Source organism: Micromonospora sp. IBHARD003 (assembly GCF_056106285.1).
On sequence record NZ_JBWBBX010000001.1, the window covers coordinates 6803560 to 6817526 of the forward strand.

12 protein-coding genes are annotated in these 13967 nt (G+C 71.1%); 2 read left to right on the top strand and 10 right to left on the bottom strand.

Going from position 1 to position 13967, the window contains the following annotated elements; genetic code table 11:
- Positions 1 to 516 precede the first annotated feature (516 nt).
- A complete protein-coding gene (locus tag ACTWOL_RS29835; RefSeq protein WP_474299944.1) occupies positions 517 to 1116 on the top strand; it encodes an SRPBCC family protein in 600 nt (199 codons plus the stop codon).
- A gap of 529 nt (positions 1117 to 1645) precedes the next feature.
- Here ACTWOL_RS29835 and ACTWOL_RS29840 read toward each other — a convergent pair.
- The 3 genes from ACTWOL_RS29840 to ACTWOL_RS29850 form a co-directional block, all read right to left on the bottom strand.
- A complete protein-coding gene (locus ACTWOL_RS29840; protein ID WP_474299945.1) occupies positions 1646 to 2032 on the bottom strand; it encodes a hypothetical protein in 387 nt (128 codons plus the stop codon).
- Entirely contained in the window at positions 2025 to 3320 is a 1296-nt protein-coding gene (locus tag ACTWOL_RS29845) for a replication-relaxation family protein (protein WP_474299946.1), read from the bottom strand. Before ACTWOL_RS29845 ends, ACTWOL_RS29840 begins: the two co-directional genes overlap by 8 nt.
- A gap of 740 nt (positions 3321 to 4060) precedes the next feature.
- Positions 4061 to 5206 (bottom strand): IS701 family transposase, encoded by a 1146-nt coding sequence (locus ACTWOL_RS29850; RefSeq protein ID WP_474301285.1) that lies wholly within the window; start codon positions 5204 to 5206, stop codon positions 4061 to 4063.
- Between the two features lie 265 nt (positions 5207 to 5471).
- Here ACTWOL_RS29850 and ACTWOL_RS29855 point away from each other — a divergent pair, with 265 nt between their 5' ends.
- On the top strand, positions 5472 to 6158 hold the full coding sequence (locus tag ACTWOL_RS29855; protein ID WP_474299947.1) for a phosphatase PAP2 family protein: 687 nt from the start codon (positions 5472 to 5474) through the stop codon (positions 6156 to 6158).
- Between the two features lie 42 nt (positions 6159 to 6200).
- Here ACTWOL_RS29855 and ACTWOL_RS29860 read toward each other — a convergent pair whose 3' ends face one another.
- The 7 genes from ACTWOL_RS29860 to ACTWOL_RS29890 are packed head-to-tail and all read right to left on the bottom strand — an operon-like array spanning position 6201 to position 13966.
- A complete protein-coding gene (locus tag ACTWOL_RS29860; RefSeq protein WP_474299948.1) occupies positions 6201 to 7526 on the bottom strand; it encodes a glutamate-1-semialdehyde 2,1-aminomutase in 1326 nt (441 codons plus the stop codon).
- A 7-nt stretch (positions 7527 to 7533) separates the two neighbouring features.
- Entirely contained in the window at positions 7534 to 8085 is a 552-nt protein-coding gene (rfbC, locus tag ACTWOL_RS29865) for a dTDP-4-dehydrorhamnose 3,5-epimerase (protein ID WP_474299949.1), read from the bottom strand.
- Positions 8082 to 9326 carry a polysaccharide pyruvyl transferase family protein gene (locus ACTWOL_RS29870; protein WP_474299950.1) on the bottom strand — a complete coding sequence of 415 codons (1245 nt, stop codon included), beginning with the start codon at positions 9324 to 9326 and terminating at the stop codon, positions 8082 to 8084. Before ACTWOL_RS29870 ends, rfbC begins: the two co-directional genes overlap by 4 nt.
- Entirely contained in the window at positions 9323 to 10300 is a 978-nt protein-coding gene (locus ACTWOL_RS29875; protein ID WP_474299951.1) for a glycosyltransferase family 2 protein, read from the bottom strand. Before ACTWOL_RS29875 ends, ACTWOL_RS29870 begins: the two co-directional genes overlap by 4 nt.
- The gene (locus ACTWOL_RS29880) at positions 10297 to 11595 is read right to left on the bottom strand and encodes a hypothetical protein (RefSeq protein ID WP_474299952.1); all 1299 of its coding nucleotides are present in this window, start codon (positions 11593 to 11595) and stop codon (positions 10297 to 10299) included. The genes ACTWOL_RS29875 and ACTWOL_RS29880 overlap by 4 nt, the downstream gene beginning before the upstream one ends.
- Complete coding sequence (locus tag ACTWOL_RS29885; RefSeq protein WP_474299953.1) at positions 11592 to 12866, bottom strand: DUF4910 domain-containing protein; 1275 nt, start codon at positions 12864 to 12866, stop codon at positions 11592 to 11594. The genes ACTWOL_RS29880 and ACTWOL_RS29885 overlap by 4 nt, the downstream gene beginning before the upstream one ends.
- Positions 12863 to 13966 carry an NAD-dependent epimerase/dehydratase family protein gene (locus tag ACTWOL_RS29890; protein ID WP_474299954.1) on the bottom strand — a complete coding sequence of 368 codons (1104 nt, stop codon included), beginning with the start codon at positions 13964 to 13966 and terminating at the stop codon, positions 12863 to 12865. The genes ACTWOL_RS29885 and ACTWOL_RS29890 overlap by 4 nt, the downstream gene beginning before the upstream one ends.
- Between the last annotated feature and the right edge of the window lies 1 nt (position 13967).

Genomic DNA, 13967 nt, shown 5'->3' on the forward strand with positions numbered 1-13967 from the left:
ACACCTTGATCCACCCCACGATCACACCTGCCCAGCCCACCTCAGCGCATTCAGCACAGCAGGGCGCCGTCGCTCGCGGCGGGTGGCGCGGTGCCCTCGGCCGGTGTGGACAGTGGTGGACCGTGGTGGACAGTGCCGGGCCCGGAATGGTCTGGGAAGCGGACAGCCATCGCTCCCAGACTCTGAGCCATGGAAGACACCAACCGACCAGAAGCCAGACGAGGCGGCCAGCTCACCAGGGCCCAGTCGCCGACGGCCGGTACCTGCTGACAGTCATATCCGACCTGTAACAGGACACATCCAAACCGCTGATCCTGGACGCCTCCGGGCTGGAACAGATCGCAGCGGTCCACCTGCCGCGCAGAGTCACCGGCGGCATCCGCGGCTCCTGGATCCCAGACTCCGCGTTGGGCCTGTCCGAAAAGAGCTGACACAGCGCGACAGGCGCCGCGACAGCCTCTCGGTTTCACCCGGACTTCCGGGTCCTCATATCGATCTCACTCGAAGGAATGCATCATGCGCGCTTTCAACGCCATCCCGCTCGCCGCCCTGTCCGGAGTCCTGGTCCTCGCCGCCCCCGGTATGGCCTTCGGCCACTCCAACAACCACTCGAACGATCGCCATCTGGGTTCCGCCGCCTCCAGCCAGTCGCTGACCTGCGCCGGCGTGCACCCCGACGAGACCGCTCCGGTGATCACCCGCAAGGCCGTCGTGATCAAAGCACCCCTGAGCACGGTCTGGAAGGTGCAGACGGACGTGGAGAACTGGCCCGCCTGGCAGCCCAACGTCACCTCGCTGGTCAAGGACACCCCTGGTGCGCTGCGGTCCGGCTCGGTGTTCCGCTGGGCCACCGAGGGCCTGGACATCACATCCACCGTCAAGAAGGTCAAACACAACAGGTGCCTGGCCTGGGGCGGCCCGGCCCAGGGCATCAACGCGATCCACGTGTGGACCTTCACCCCCGTCAAGGGCGGCGTGCTCGTGCGCACCGAGGAGTCCTGGACCGGCGCCCCGGTCGTGGCCAACACCGCCGCCCTGCAGGCAGCCCTGGACAACTCGCTCCAGAACTGGGTGAACAACCTCAAGCACCAGAGCGAGAGCCACTGCCACTCCTGACCAACCGGTCGCCCACCGCCATCAAGCTCCACGGGGTCGGCCATCGGTATTGCTCTTTGCATGCCGTCCCTGTCTGGGCCCGGCCGCTGCTGGCCGGCGCCCGTGCCCACCACCGTCTGACGGCCCAACCGCCCGGGGACGGCATACTCGCCCCCGTGATGTCCGCCGAAGCCCGATATCTGCGCGCGCATGCCGTGCGGGTGGGTGCGGTGGAGTGGAACGAGTGGAGGCGTCGCGTTTCTCCTTGACCTGGGCTGAGGTCAAGGAGAAATGCGGCGGGTGCGCACCGGGTGGATGCACGGCATCGTCCCCGGCGATGTCGTCCACTCCACTGAGTGGGCTCCACTCAGGGGAGTGGGTGTCGAGCACGGTGTCCTCCACTCCGGCCGGTGGGCTCCACTCGGTGGAGTGGAGCCCACCGCATCGTCGGTGCGCACCACGGCACCGGGCGCGCGGCATCGGGTCCACTCAGTGGCCGGCCTCCCGGCCGCGGTGCGGTCCGGGCTCCTGCGGTCGGTGCGCCCGCTGGTCATCCTGGCGCACCGGGTGCGCTCCATCGGCGTCGCCCTGGTCGGTGTAGCGGTCCGCGCGGACGCGGGTCGTACAGGGCGCGGACGCCGGCACCGAACTGCCCGAGCTCGGTCATCAGCGCGACGCCGGTCTGGATCTCGTCCGCTGTCCAGCCGGTGATGTCGAGCAGCAGCCCATCAAGCGGGCCGCCGACCAGTTCGGCATAGACCCGGTTCGGCAGCGGGCCTGGGTGGTCGTGGTCGGTGCCGTAGACCCGGCCGCGCAGCAACTCCTCTTCCCTGTCCATGCGTCCCAGCCTCCCAGCCACCACCGACAACGCGGGCTTGCCCAGGGTCGCCTTGGGCTTGCCCACACGGTCGGCGGGAGGCTTGCCCGGGTCAGGCACGGCGCGAGAACCAGCGGCCGGCCTTCTGCGCGGGCAGGGCCTGACCCTGCTCTTGACGCGGGTACTCGTCCGGCCAGGCTTCCTGTACGTCGGTGACGAACCGCCGGTCGCAGTCCCCGCACAGAGACGGACGGGGCTCGGGGGAAGCACCCCAGCCGACGCGCTCGATGGCCTTCCACCGTTCGTCGGTGAACTTCGCCCCGCAGTCGGTGCAGACAGGACGGCGGGCCTCACGCCGGAAGTCCTGCCCCCATACCCCGCCACGCACCGGCTCCTGGTGCTCCTGCTTACCAGCAGCTTGGCCTCCACCGGCGGCGACGGCCCTGTGCTTGCAGGCGTCGCACAGGTGTGGGTGGGAGTCCTTCGGGGTGCCCCAGTCCGTCTCCTGCGCTGCCGCCCACCGTTCGTCGGTGAACTTCGCCCCGCAGCTGGTGCAGACGGGACGACGCGCCCCACGCTCGGCTGCTTTCCTCGCCGCCTGCTCCTGCGCCGCGCGCTGCACCTGTGCCTTGTACTCCAGCTGACGGGCCCTGGCCTCGTCTTGCTCGCGGGCGTCGGGCAGCCTCGCGGCGCGGGTTGCCGATCGCCTCCGGGAGCGGCTGCGGGTGATCGCGGCCGAAGCGGACGAACACGGCGCCGGCCGGTCCGTGCTCCCGGAGATTGCGCAGTCCGACCGCGACGATCGGGATCTTCCTGTCGTAGAGGTGGTGGCCGCCGCGCTGCCGCTCCCCCTGCCACAGGTGTCGGGTGAGCTCTTGCAGGCGCGGGATCGTGCGCTGGGGGTTGCGTTCGCCGATGTGGTTGAACACCAGCAGCACGGGCGGATGCGGCAGGTCCGCGATCCGGCCCGCGGGTGCCGTCCAGCGGTGCGCCACATCGGGCGCTCCTTGCCGTCGGGGTCCTTCACCTTCCGCCGGAAGAACCGGGCGTACTTCTCCAGCTTGGCGGCCAGCTCCTCAGCCGTCTCGTGACAGTTGTCGACCTCGATGAACAGCAACGGCACCTGGTCCTGCGGTGCCGTGAGAACCAGGTCTGCCTGGGCGCCGCCCTTGCCGGGCGCGTTCCAGGTGCCGGTGGCAGGCAGCGGGACCTCGGTCCAGAACGAGGCGATCGTGCCGATCCCGTCCGGTGAGTCGACGGCGGCCTGGGCGGCGGCCCGGACTTCGGCCGGGTCGTCGGCGAGCTTGGCCATGTTCGGCTTCGGGCGCAGCATCGCGATCACGGTCTCGTTGACGGCCATCGGGTGGGAGGCCCCGCTGGAGCCCGCACCGCGCGCGGTGGAGCCCATCCTCCCCCGCCGGGCGCCGCAGCTCGTAGGAGGCGGCCTCCAGACCCTTGAGGGTCAGGTTCCGCAGGGAGTCCCCCGTCTCGGTGGAGCCGCCGTTCTCGGACAGGCCGTGCTTGCGCATGTCGGAGAGCGCCCCGGTGTGCGAGGCGGTGCGGGCCTGCTTCTGCTTCGACGGGGTCTCCTTGTCGGCGTGCCGGAAGGTCAGGTGCGGAGCGCCGATCCGCTGGATCTGATCAGCCGTGGCCACCTTCAGCGCCCCGAGCACGCGCAGCACGTCGCCGCGGAAACTGTTCGTCGACCCCGCCGGGTTGGTCTTCCGCTTCCCCGCCATCAGCTCTGCTCCCTCGTTGCTCGCGACCGGTCACCGGCTGGCTGCCGACTGCGCCCGGCATGGAGGAGGGCGTCCGGGCCCCCGGAACCCGATGATCTCCTCCACTACTGACATCAGGAGTAGAGAAGAGGGGAGTGACGGTGAGAATTTCACGCCGACTACCCGCCTGACCAGGGGATTTTCCCAGGCCCGGGGTGTCGGGCACCAAAGGGGGTTCCCAAGGGGCCTCCAAAGTACTGCAACCGCATGTGGGGGTCGTGGCCTCGGCGTTGGTAGTGGCAGCGGCGGGCGCGGGCTTGGCTGCGACGCCGGAAGTGTGACCAGTGCAGACGGTGCTCGTTGGCATGGCAGCGGGGCGTGACAGTGAGGTGCCCGATCATCCGGCGGATCTCCGGGACGCTGAGGGGTATCAGGTCGTGCTCGCCGCATCCGCTGCCCCTTTTACGGCTTCTTGGGCGCGGACGGCGGTGAGGTAGGCGAGGGCGGCCATGGCCAGGGTGATGTGCCGGTACCAGGCCCGGTAGAGCCGCACCTGGTAGTGATCGAGCCCGCACTCGCCCTTCGCGGTCTGGAAGCATTCCTCCACCTGCCAGCGGGCGCCGGCCGTCCTGACCAGGTCTTTCAGCCGGGAGGTGACGGGGCCGTAGCAGACGTGGTAGGAGATCTCGGTCGGGTCGGCCAGGCTGCGGCGGGCCAGTACCCAGTGCCCGTACCCGTCCGCCCAGGACGGCCGGATCGCCACGCGGGCCCAGTGGTAGATCCGCTGGCCGTGGGCGCCGGCTCCGGCCGAGATCCGCTTCCATGCCTGCTTCGGCAACGCGGCGATCAACTCGTCGACGCGGGCGTCGTGACTGTCGGTGGTGGTGACGGTGTCATTGACCTTGGTGGCCAGCACGTGCGCCACCTTGCGTTCCTCCAGCCACACGCGGAAGTGTTTGACCTGCCCGTATGCCTCGTCCGTGGTGACCCAGGCGAAGGGCACGGCCGCGTCGATGGCGCGCTGCAGCATCCACTTGAGGTGCTCGATCTTGGTGGCGAACGGCACCGCGTCGTCGATCCCGGCCGCCCGGCACCGCTCGCGGTCATCGGTCCAGGAGACGGGCAGGTATAACTCCCGGTCGATCAACGCCCGTCCCTTGGGGGAGGCGTAGGCGAGGAAGGTGCCGATCTGGCAGTTCTCGGTGCGGCCGGCGGTCCCGGAGTACTGCCGCTGGACACCGGCTGACTTCACACCCTTCTTGAGGAAGCCGGTGTCGTCCCCGACGAGCACGCCGTCTTTGGTGCCGATGGTCTCCATGACGAAGTCGCGGACATCGTCGCGGACCGCGTCCTCGTCCCACTCGGAGTGGTTGAGCAGACGCTGCACACCATCCGGGCGGAGCTGGCCGACCTGCTCGGCCAGCGTCCAGCCGTTCTTCTTCTCCAACGGCGCCAGCAGGCCCCTCATATAGTCCAGAGCCCGATCACGCGGCTCCGACCTGCCAAAACGTCCCGCGAACCGGGCATGCAACCCGGCTACACCCTCGGACCACGACTCGACCTGCTCAACCGTCAGCGACTGATCACACAGTCACACCAACGACCAACAACGCCGACAGTCACGCCACATGCGGTTGCAGTATTAGGCTGGCAACCAGGGACTGATTCCCATGCCTTGGCCAGGCTGATGGACAGGCCGGCGATCGGGGCTTCAGCCGTGGGAAGCCCGTACATCTGACGGTCCCGGCCATGCCGGCGGGCGGCAGCGGGCAGTTCTCGGGGGGAACATCATCTACCGATCACGGCAGGACACCGCAGGTCGACCCGGCCGCGCTGGGCATGTGACCGGCCGGTCGGCGCTCGCGGTGCTGCCCCCGTCGCTGCGCGTATGGCTCGGGCTGATCGCGGCCCTCGCCGCGTTGGTTGTCGTCGTGCTCGGGGTCCTGTACGCCGGTCACAGCGAGCCCGGCGGAGTGGACAGGCGGATCATCCAGCCGACGGCGGACAGCGTGCGGCCGCCGTGGCGGGACATCGCCCTGGCCGTGGACTTCTTGGGGGAGCCCGCCGGAGCCGCGATGCTGGTCGCGTCCATTGTGACCGGCTGCCTGCTGCTTCGGCGTCCTCGCGCGGCGGTGCTCGTCGTCGCCGGCGCCGGCATGGCCGTGGGGACGTCGACGCTGCTCAAGTCCCTGGTGGGACGCACCATCCACGGTGACGACAACCTGTCCTACCCGAGCGGGCACACCGCCTTCCTCACCGCGCTCGCCCTCGTGGTGGCGCTGTTCGCGACCGGCCGGCTCGGCCTCGGCAGGACGGCCGGCACGTCACTCGTGCTCGCCGCGGCGCTGGTTGCGGGCGCCGCCATGGGCTGGGCGCAGGTCGCCCTGGGCGCGCACTACCCGACCGACGTGCTCGGCGGCTGGTGCACCGCGCTGGTGGTGATACCGGCGACCGCATGGCTGGTCGACCGGGTGGCTGACCGGCTTGTCGACCGGACGGCCGACGCCGGTCGGCGGGAGGGTCGCTGACGCTACGTCACATTGCATCACGTCACGTCACATCGCATCACGTCATGCCAAGCGGCGGAACACGGGCTTCACCGGTCGTCCGGCCAGCCACGGGGTGGGATCGGCGGCGTCCAGTGCCTTCCGGTACACCGCACATGCCTGCGCCACCACGTCGACGGTGTGATCGATGTCGGCGTCGTCGAGCGCGCTGCTCACCACGAACGACGGGGCCAGCACCCCGCCCGCGAGGAGCCGGCGCAGGAACAGGGTGCGGTACTGCTGCGACGGCTGAAGGTTCTCGTCGAGGGTGGCGAAGACCAGGTTGCTGGCCCGGCCACGGACGACGATGTGGTCGCCGACACCCATGCCGGCCGCGGCGTCGCGGACACCGGCGGCCAATCGCTCACCCAGGGCGTGCAGTTGGGCGGTGATGCCCTCCTCGGCGTACATGGTCTGCACGGCCATCGCGGCTGCCAGGGAGTGTGTTTCCGCGCCGTGCGTGGTGGACAGCAGGAACACCCGGTCGCCGGAGTGCCGCAGCCCGCCCCGCTCCATCAGATCGCTGCGCCCGGCCAGCGCGGAGACGGCGAATCCGTTGCCCAGCGCCTTGCCGAACGTGGAGAGGTCGGGGACGACGCCGTACAGCCCCTGGGCGCCCGCCTCGGACCAGCGGAAGCCGGTGATCATCTCGTCGAAGATCAGTACGCAGCCGTGCCGGTCGGCCAGTTCGCGCAGCCCAGTGAGGTAGCCCGGCGGAGGCTCGGTGTGGGTGGCGGGTTCGAGGATCAGGCAGGCGACCTCGTCCTGGTACCGGGTGAGCAGCTCCTCCGTGGCGGCCAGGTCCCCGTAAGGGAACGCCAGGGTGAGCTCGTTGGTCGCTGCCGGAACACCGGCGGACATCGGCGTGGTGCCGATGAACCAGTCGTCGGTGGAGAAGAACGGATGGTCGGCACAGATGGCCACCCGCGGGCGTCCGGTGGCGGCGCGGGCGAGGCGCACCGCCGCGGTGGTGGCGTCGGAGCCGTTCTTCGCGAACTTCACCATCTCGGCGGTCGGCACCGTGGCCAGGAAGCGTTCCGCGGCCTCGACCTCCACGATGGACGGCCGGACGAAGTTGCTGCCGCGGTCGAGCTCCCGCCGCACCGCCTCGATCACACGTGGGTGGGCGTGGCCGAGGCTGACCGACCGCAGGCCGGAGCCGTACTCGACGTAGCGGTTGCCGTCGACGTCCCACACATGGGCACCGCGGCCGTGGCTGATGACCGGGGCCAGGTTCTCGGGGTACTGGTCGTCGCCCTTGGCGTAGGTGTGCGCGCCTCCGGGGACCATGGCGTGCAGCCGCTCGTTCGCCGCCTGCGACCGGGGCAGGAAGAACTCCTCAGTGTCCACGCTGACTTCAGCTCTCTCTCTGCTTCAGGGCCTCGGCGAGGCTCGGCGCCTCCCGGTCCCGCCGGGACATCGATGTGACCGGCAGCGGCCAGGGAATGGCGAGCTCCGGGTCGTCGAAGGCGATCGTCACGTCCTCGGCAGGATCGTGCGGGCGGTCGATCCGGTACGAGGTGTCGGCGGTTTCGGTCAGCGCCTGGAAGCCGTGCGCGCACCCCGCCGGGATGTACAGGGCCACCTGCGTCTCTCCGGACAGCTCGAAGAAGGCCACGTTGCGGTAGGTAGGTGAGTCCGCCCGCAGGTCCACGACGACGTCGAAGACCTTCCCGTACGAGCACCGCACCAGCTTGGCCTCGCCGGCGCCGGAGCGCAGGTGCAGGCCGCGCAGCACGCCCCGGACCGAGCGGGACAGGCTGTCCTGGACGAAGGCGTCCGGGTCGAGGCCCACCGAGCGGACCACGTCGGCGTCGAAGGTGCGGCAGAAGAAGCCGCGCTCGTCGGCGTACGGCGTCGGCTCGAACAGGTACGCGCCGGTGATCTCCGGGACTTCGGTCGCCTTCATGGAGCCTTCCGCGAGGTGTGGGCGTGGTCGGCCGCGGGGAACAGGGCCGCGGTCAAGGAGGTGAACTGGTGCGCGAGTTGCCGGGCGGCGGCCAGGTTCCGCTCGGTGAGGATCAGCCGCAGCTCGTCCGAACGCTTCTCCAGCGCACGGAACTGCTCGAGCAGTCGGTCGGGGTCGACCTCGCGCGCCGGGTGGCAGTACGCGTCCAGCCCCATCCGAGCCATGAGCGCGTCGCTCTTCGCCGCATAGCTGAGTGCGAGCGTCGGCGTGCCGACCTTCAGCGCGCAGATCAGGTTGTGGTAGCGGGTCGCCACCACGGTGCCGGCAGCCGCCGTCTCCTTCATCAGGTCGGCCAGCGAGGCCGCTTCGGCCGCGGTGACCAGCGGCGAGTCCACCGCGTCGAGGATCGCGGCGACCACCGGCGCATCGCACTCGTCGCCGGTGAGCAGCCGGACCGGCCTGCCCTCCTCGACCAGCGCGCGGACGAAGCGGGTCGTCCCGTCGAGGTAGCGCCGGTGGATCTCCTCGGCCCGGGCACGGTCGTCGTCGCCGCCGTGGAAGTCCATGACGCCGACGCAGACTTGGCCCGGCGGGCTCGGCACAGGCGCTGAGAGCACGCCCGTCCGCGGCGTCGGCAGGGCGAACGCGAGGTCCGGGTAGACCTCGTCGCGCGCGGTGTCCACGCCCATCGCCCGCATCGCGTCGCGGGACTGCGCGTCCCGGTACGACCGGTAGGCGGCCAGCCGCGCCGACCAGCGCACCAGGGTTCGGGTCGGCCGGTTGCCGATCGGGGCGGCACCGACACCGACCAGCGCGACCCGGGTGCCGAGCAGCCGGCCGCTCGCGCAGAGCAGGAACAGCGCGTACGGGAAGCCCCAAGGCCGCAGCGGCAGTGTGGCCTCCAGGACGCCCATGCCCGGCACGATCACCACGTCGTGCCGGCGCACCCAGGCGGCGGTGCGGACGGCGTCGACGAGTTTGCCCAGACCCTTCGCCGCGATCGCGCCCGCACGTGACGCGGTCCGGTACTCCCCGAGGTACCAGTGCAGCCGTGTCGCGGGGATCCCGTACCGGGCCGTGACGACCTCGGGTCCGCCGCACAGCGCGTCCACGACCGCCTCCGGATGCTCGGTGCGGAGGTAGCCGAGCACGGCCTCGAGCGACCCGTCGTTGCCGAGGTTGCCCGAGCCGAGCAGGCCGAACACCCCGACCCGCACCGGGGTTTGGTCCGCGGTCGTCACGCCTGCCTCCCCTCACGACCTTCGCGACCGGCCTCACGACCTTCGCGACCGGCGACGAGGGCGTCGACCGAGACCGTGAGCCGGCTCGGGTCGACCGGGGCGCGGTCCTCGACCCGCTCGCCGGCGCCCGGCCGGGCCCGGCTCGTCATCCACTCGCCCAGGTGGCGGTAGCAGGCGCGTCGGTCGGTCGCGGACAACGGCGCCCGCCGGATCGCCGAGACGAAGCCCAGGACGTACTCGGCGAGCAACCGGGGCGTCGGGTGCAGCGGGCCTGCCCGGCGCGGGTCCAGATTGACGCACCGGGAACGCTTGCTCGGGTTCGCCCGCTCGGCGCGGGTGGGGTGGTCGCGGCGGAAGTACAGCAGCTCCGGCACCTGATGGAAGGGCCCCTGGAGGACGATCTGGGCGACGAACGTGCGGTCCGCGTGGTGGTAGCTGTCGTGCGGCCGCACCCGGCGCAGCATGTCGGCGCGCATCACCCCGTAGAAGTCGTCGCCACCGGGCTCGAACAGGAAACTGCGGAAGCGTTCCGGAGCGTTGGGCGAGGCGGTGGCGAGCCCGTACTCGTAGGGGACCTTCACCTGTCCGTCGCCGTCGATGACCGCCTGGTCGGAATGCGCGAGGACGATCTCCGGCCGCTCGTCCAGCGCCTCCACACAGCGGCGCAGCAGGTCCCGGGCGTAAAGGTCGTCGTGCGATGCCCACTTGAACAACTCGCCGCGGCACTGGGTGAACACGTAGTTGTGGTTCGGCGCGGCGCCGATGTTCCGGGGCAGCCGGAGACAGCGGATGCGCGAGTCCTGCGCGACGTACTTGCGGCAGATCTCCTCGGTCCCGTCGGTCGAGGCGTTGTCGGAGATGACCAGCTCGAAGTCCTCGTAGGTCTGGCCGAGGAGGGCGTCGAGCGACTCGGCGAGGTACTCCTCGCCGTTGTACACGGGCAGGCCGATGCTCAGCCTGGGTCGGGCGGTCATGGCGTCCTCACTTCGGGAATGGATTCCTGGTGGTGCTCGCGCAGGGCGGAGCGCAGCTGGAGCCACCACACGGCGGAGGCGGCGAGGGTCGCGGCGGCGACGCCCCAGGCCGAGCCGACCGTGCCGGCCAGGGCCGCCCCGCCGAGCCCGCCGCCGACGTAGCAGGCGGAGGCGAACAGCTGGCAGCGCAGGCTGCGCCGGGCCGCGGCGAGCGCGCGCAGCCCGGCCGCCGCGCCGGTGCCGAGGCCGGCGCCCGCGACGCCGAGCGTGGCCGGCACGATGAGTTGCGATGCGGAGTGCCAGACGCCGCCGAGCACCAGCTCGCCGGCCCGGTCCGGCACCAGCAGCAGCGCCGCGCCCCACAGCAGTGCGGCGGCAGCCTGCCCGCCTCCCAGCAGGAGGCAGAACCTGCCCAGGCGGTGTGGTGCCCGCCGCAGCACCCGTGCCGCCTCCGCGACGGTGACCAGCGAGAGGCCCATCAGCACGGCGAGGAACGGGCCGAGCAGCAGCTCGGCGCCCCGGACCGCGCCCACCGCGCCGACGCCGACGATCGCGCCGAGTCCGTACGCACGCAGCTGGCTCGCGCCGCTGAGGCTGACGTTCTCGACGAGATACCGGTAGCCGAGATCGCGCTGCTCGCGAAGCCACCCGCGCGCCCCCGTCATCCGGGGCCGGATACCGGCCTGGAGGCAGCCGTACACCGCGGCCACCGCGGCGGACGCGCCCCAGGCGAGCACGAAGGCGGCCACGCTGCCCACGCGGGCCGCCACCACCAAGGCCGGGACGAGCGCGACGCCCCACACGAGGTCGTTGACGAACGCCTTCTTCCCGGTGCCCGCGGCGAAGAACGCGAACCGCCAGGCGTCCTGGAGCAGCAGCCCCGGCAGCATGACGCCGAGACAGGCGAACGCGGGCCCCACCTGGCCGCCGAGGGCGAGGCCGACCACCACACACACCGCACCGATCGCGGCACCGACGCCGAGGGCGGCACCCGACGACCGGGCCGCCGCCGCGCGCCAGGCCGTGTCCGGCACACCGCTGAAGCGCACCACGAGCGGGTCGGTGGCCAGCCCGCGGGAGACGTTGAGCACGACGCCGTAGGTCAGCCAGGCGAGGCTGAACACGCCGAACGCGGTCACCCCCAGGGAGCGGGCCACATAGATCCCCACCGCGAAGTTGCTGATGCTGGAGGCCGCCTGGTCGGCCAGCCCCCAGGACAGCCGGCCGGCGAAGGCCCGCCGGGTGGATCCCGCCGGTGCCGTCGCCTTCGCCCCCTCGGTGGCCATCCGCGTCATGCCTTGATCAGCCCGGCACCGTGCAGGGCACCGGCCGCGGCGGCGACGGTGTCGAACGGCAGCCGGGACCGCTCGGCGACGTCCAGCAGACTGTGCTCGCCGTCGGAGAGGCTGAGCACCCAGAGCATGGCCATCTGGGCCTGCTTGGCGTCGCTGCGGCCGCCGAGCGAGTCGTACAACCCACGTCGGCCCAGCTGGGGTTCGCCGTAGGGGCTGAGGTTGACGTACCGCCGGTTGCGGTCCAGCACGGCGAATGCCTCGCGGCAGACGGCGAGCGTGTCCGCCATCGCCTCCGGGGAGACGAAGTCCAGGTTGTCCGCCGAGGTGTGGTACTCGGGGTAGCCGGCGTACGGGGTCCGGCTGAGCGAGCCCACGCCGAGATCGAACCCGGGCGAGCAGAACTGCCGCTCGTCATAGCCGTACGGAGTGAACTCGGTGATGTGGTGCGGGCGTTCGGAGGCGCGGAGCACATGCCCCATCACCCGGTCGATCTCCGCGTCGCCGCGCCTGCTCCGCTTGTACGTCAGCGAGCCCGAGTCGCCGGCGCAGGCCAGCACCAGCCCGTGCTTGACATGATCCACCCGCTCCGCGTTGCGGGCGAGCCAGGTGATCGCCCCGATGGTGCCGGGCGCGTAGATGAACCGGTAGGTGTAATACGGCGTCTCCTGCGCCAGTGCCCGGGCCAGGAAGGTCGCCACCGCGATGCCGGCCAGGTTGTCGTTGGCCAGCGACGGGTGGCAGACGTGGCAGGAGATGATCACCTCGTCGGCGACCTGCCCGGGGACCACGTGCTCGGCGTAGGTGAGATGGCCGTCGGCGAGCGTGGAGTCGATGCGCACCTCGTATTCGCCGTCCGGCATCGCGTCCAGGGTGTCCTGGGCCAGGCAGAACCCCCACTCCGGCTTGTAGTAGCTGGTGCGGTACGGCACCCAGGACGGGTGGTCCGGCAGGGTGTGCAGGTGTTCGCGCAGCTCGGACAGCGGCATGGTCGCCGACACCGGCACGCTGTAGCCGAGCACATGCAGGCTGGACGCGGCGAAGTCGACGACCCGGTTGCCGGCGCTGTCGGCGATGTACGCGTCCCGGATGTTCCACTCCTGCGGCACTGTCCAGTCGAGCACCTGGGTCCCGGTCGGCACCTCGTGCATCCGCAGCGGGATGTACTCGCCGACGATCTCCAGGGTGGCGCGCACACCGTCGCCGGTGATGCTCCGGCACAGCGGGTACAACCGCTCCACCAGTTCGTACATCTCCTCGCCGGCCGCGGTCATCGGCGCCACCGCAGGGTGTCGTCGACGGCGCCGGCGTCGGACGCCGAGCGCAGTACGGCGAGCCGGGTGAAGCGCTGCTCGAAGTCCTCCCGGGTGAGGCCGTGTTTCCGGTACGCGTCGGCGAGTTCGAGCGCACCCTGTTTCACCGTCCACTCGCATGCGAAGCCGGGTATCGCCGCGCGGAACCGGGAGAAGTCCACGCGGTAGGACCGCGGATCGGCGCCGGTCTCCCCGGTGATCCGCACCTTGGAACCGGACACCGCCTCGGCGACCTGCTCGGCGATCTCGGCGACGGTGACGTTGTTGATCTCGCTGCCGATGTTGAACGCCCGGTCGTGCACCGCTTCCCGTGGCGCGGTGAGCGCGGCCGTGAAGGCCCGTGCGATGTCGGCGGCGTGCACCAGGGGACGCCAGGGGGTGCCGTCGGACAGCACCAGGACCTCGCCGGACAGGAGCGCGTGGCCCACGAGGTTGTTCAGCACGATGTCGGCGCGCAGCCTGGGGGAGTAGCCGAAGGCGGTGGCGTTGCGCATGTACACCGGGCTGAAGTCGCCGTCGGACAGGGCGTGCAGATCGTCCTCCACCCGCACCTTGGACTCCGCGTAAGGCGTCACCGGGCGCAGCGGGGCGTCCTCGGCCACCAGGTCGTCTCCGCCGGCGGCGCCGTACACCGAGCACGTCGACGCGTACAGGAAGCGCCGCACTCCGGCGTCGCGGGCGAGCCGGGCCAGTGTCACGGACGCGTGGTGGTTGATGTCGTAGGTGAGCTCCGGCGCCAGCGATCCCAACGGGTCGTTGGAGAGGGCGGCCAGGTGGATCACGGCGTCGATCCCGGCCACGTGCTCGGCCGTGATGTCGCGCAGGTCCACCCGGTGCCCCGTGGGGGCACCGCCCACAGGCGCGCCGGCGCCGACTGGGGTGGGGGCACCACCCACAGGCGCGCCAGCGCCGACTGGGGGAGGGTCGACGGGTGCCGGGCCCAGCACGCAGTCGGCGAACAGTCCGGCGTCCAGGCCGACGACTTCGTGCCCTGCGGCCGCGAGGACGGGGGCCATGACGGTGCCCAGGTAGCCCTGGTGTCCGGTGAGCAGTACGCGCAAG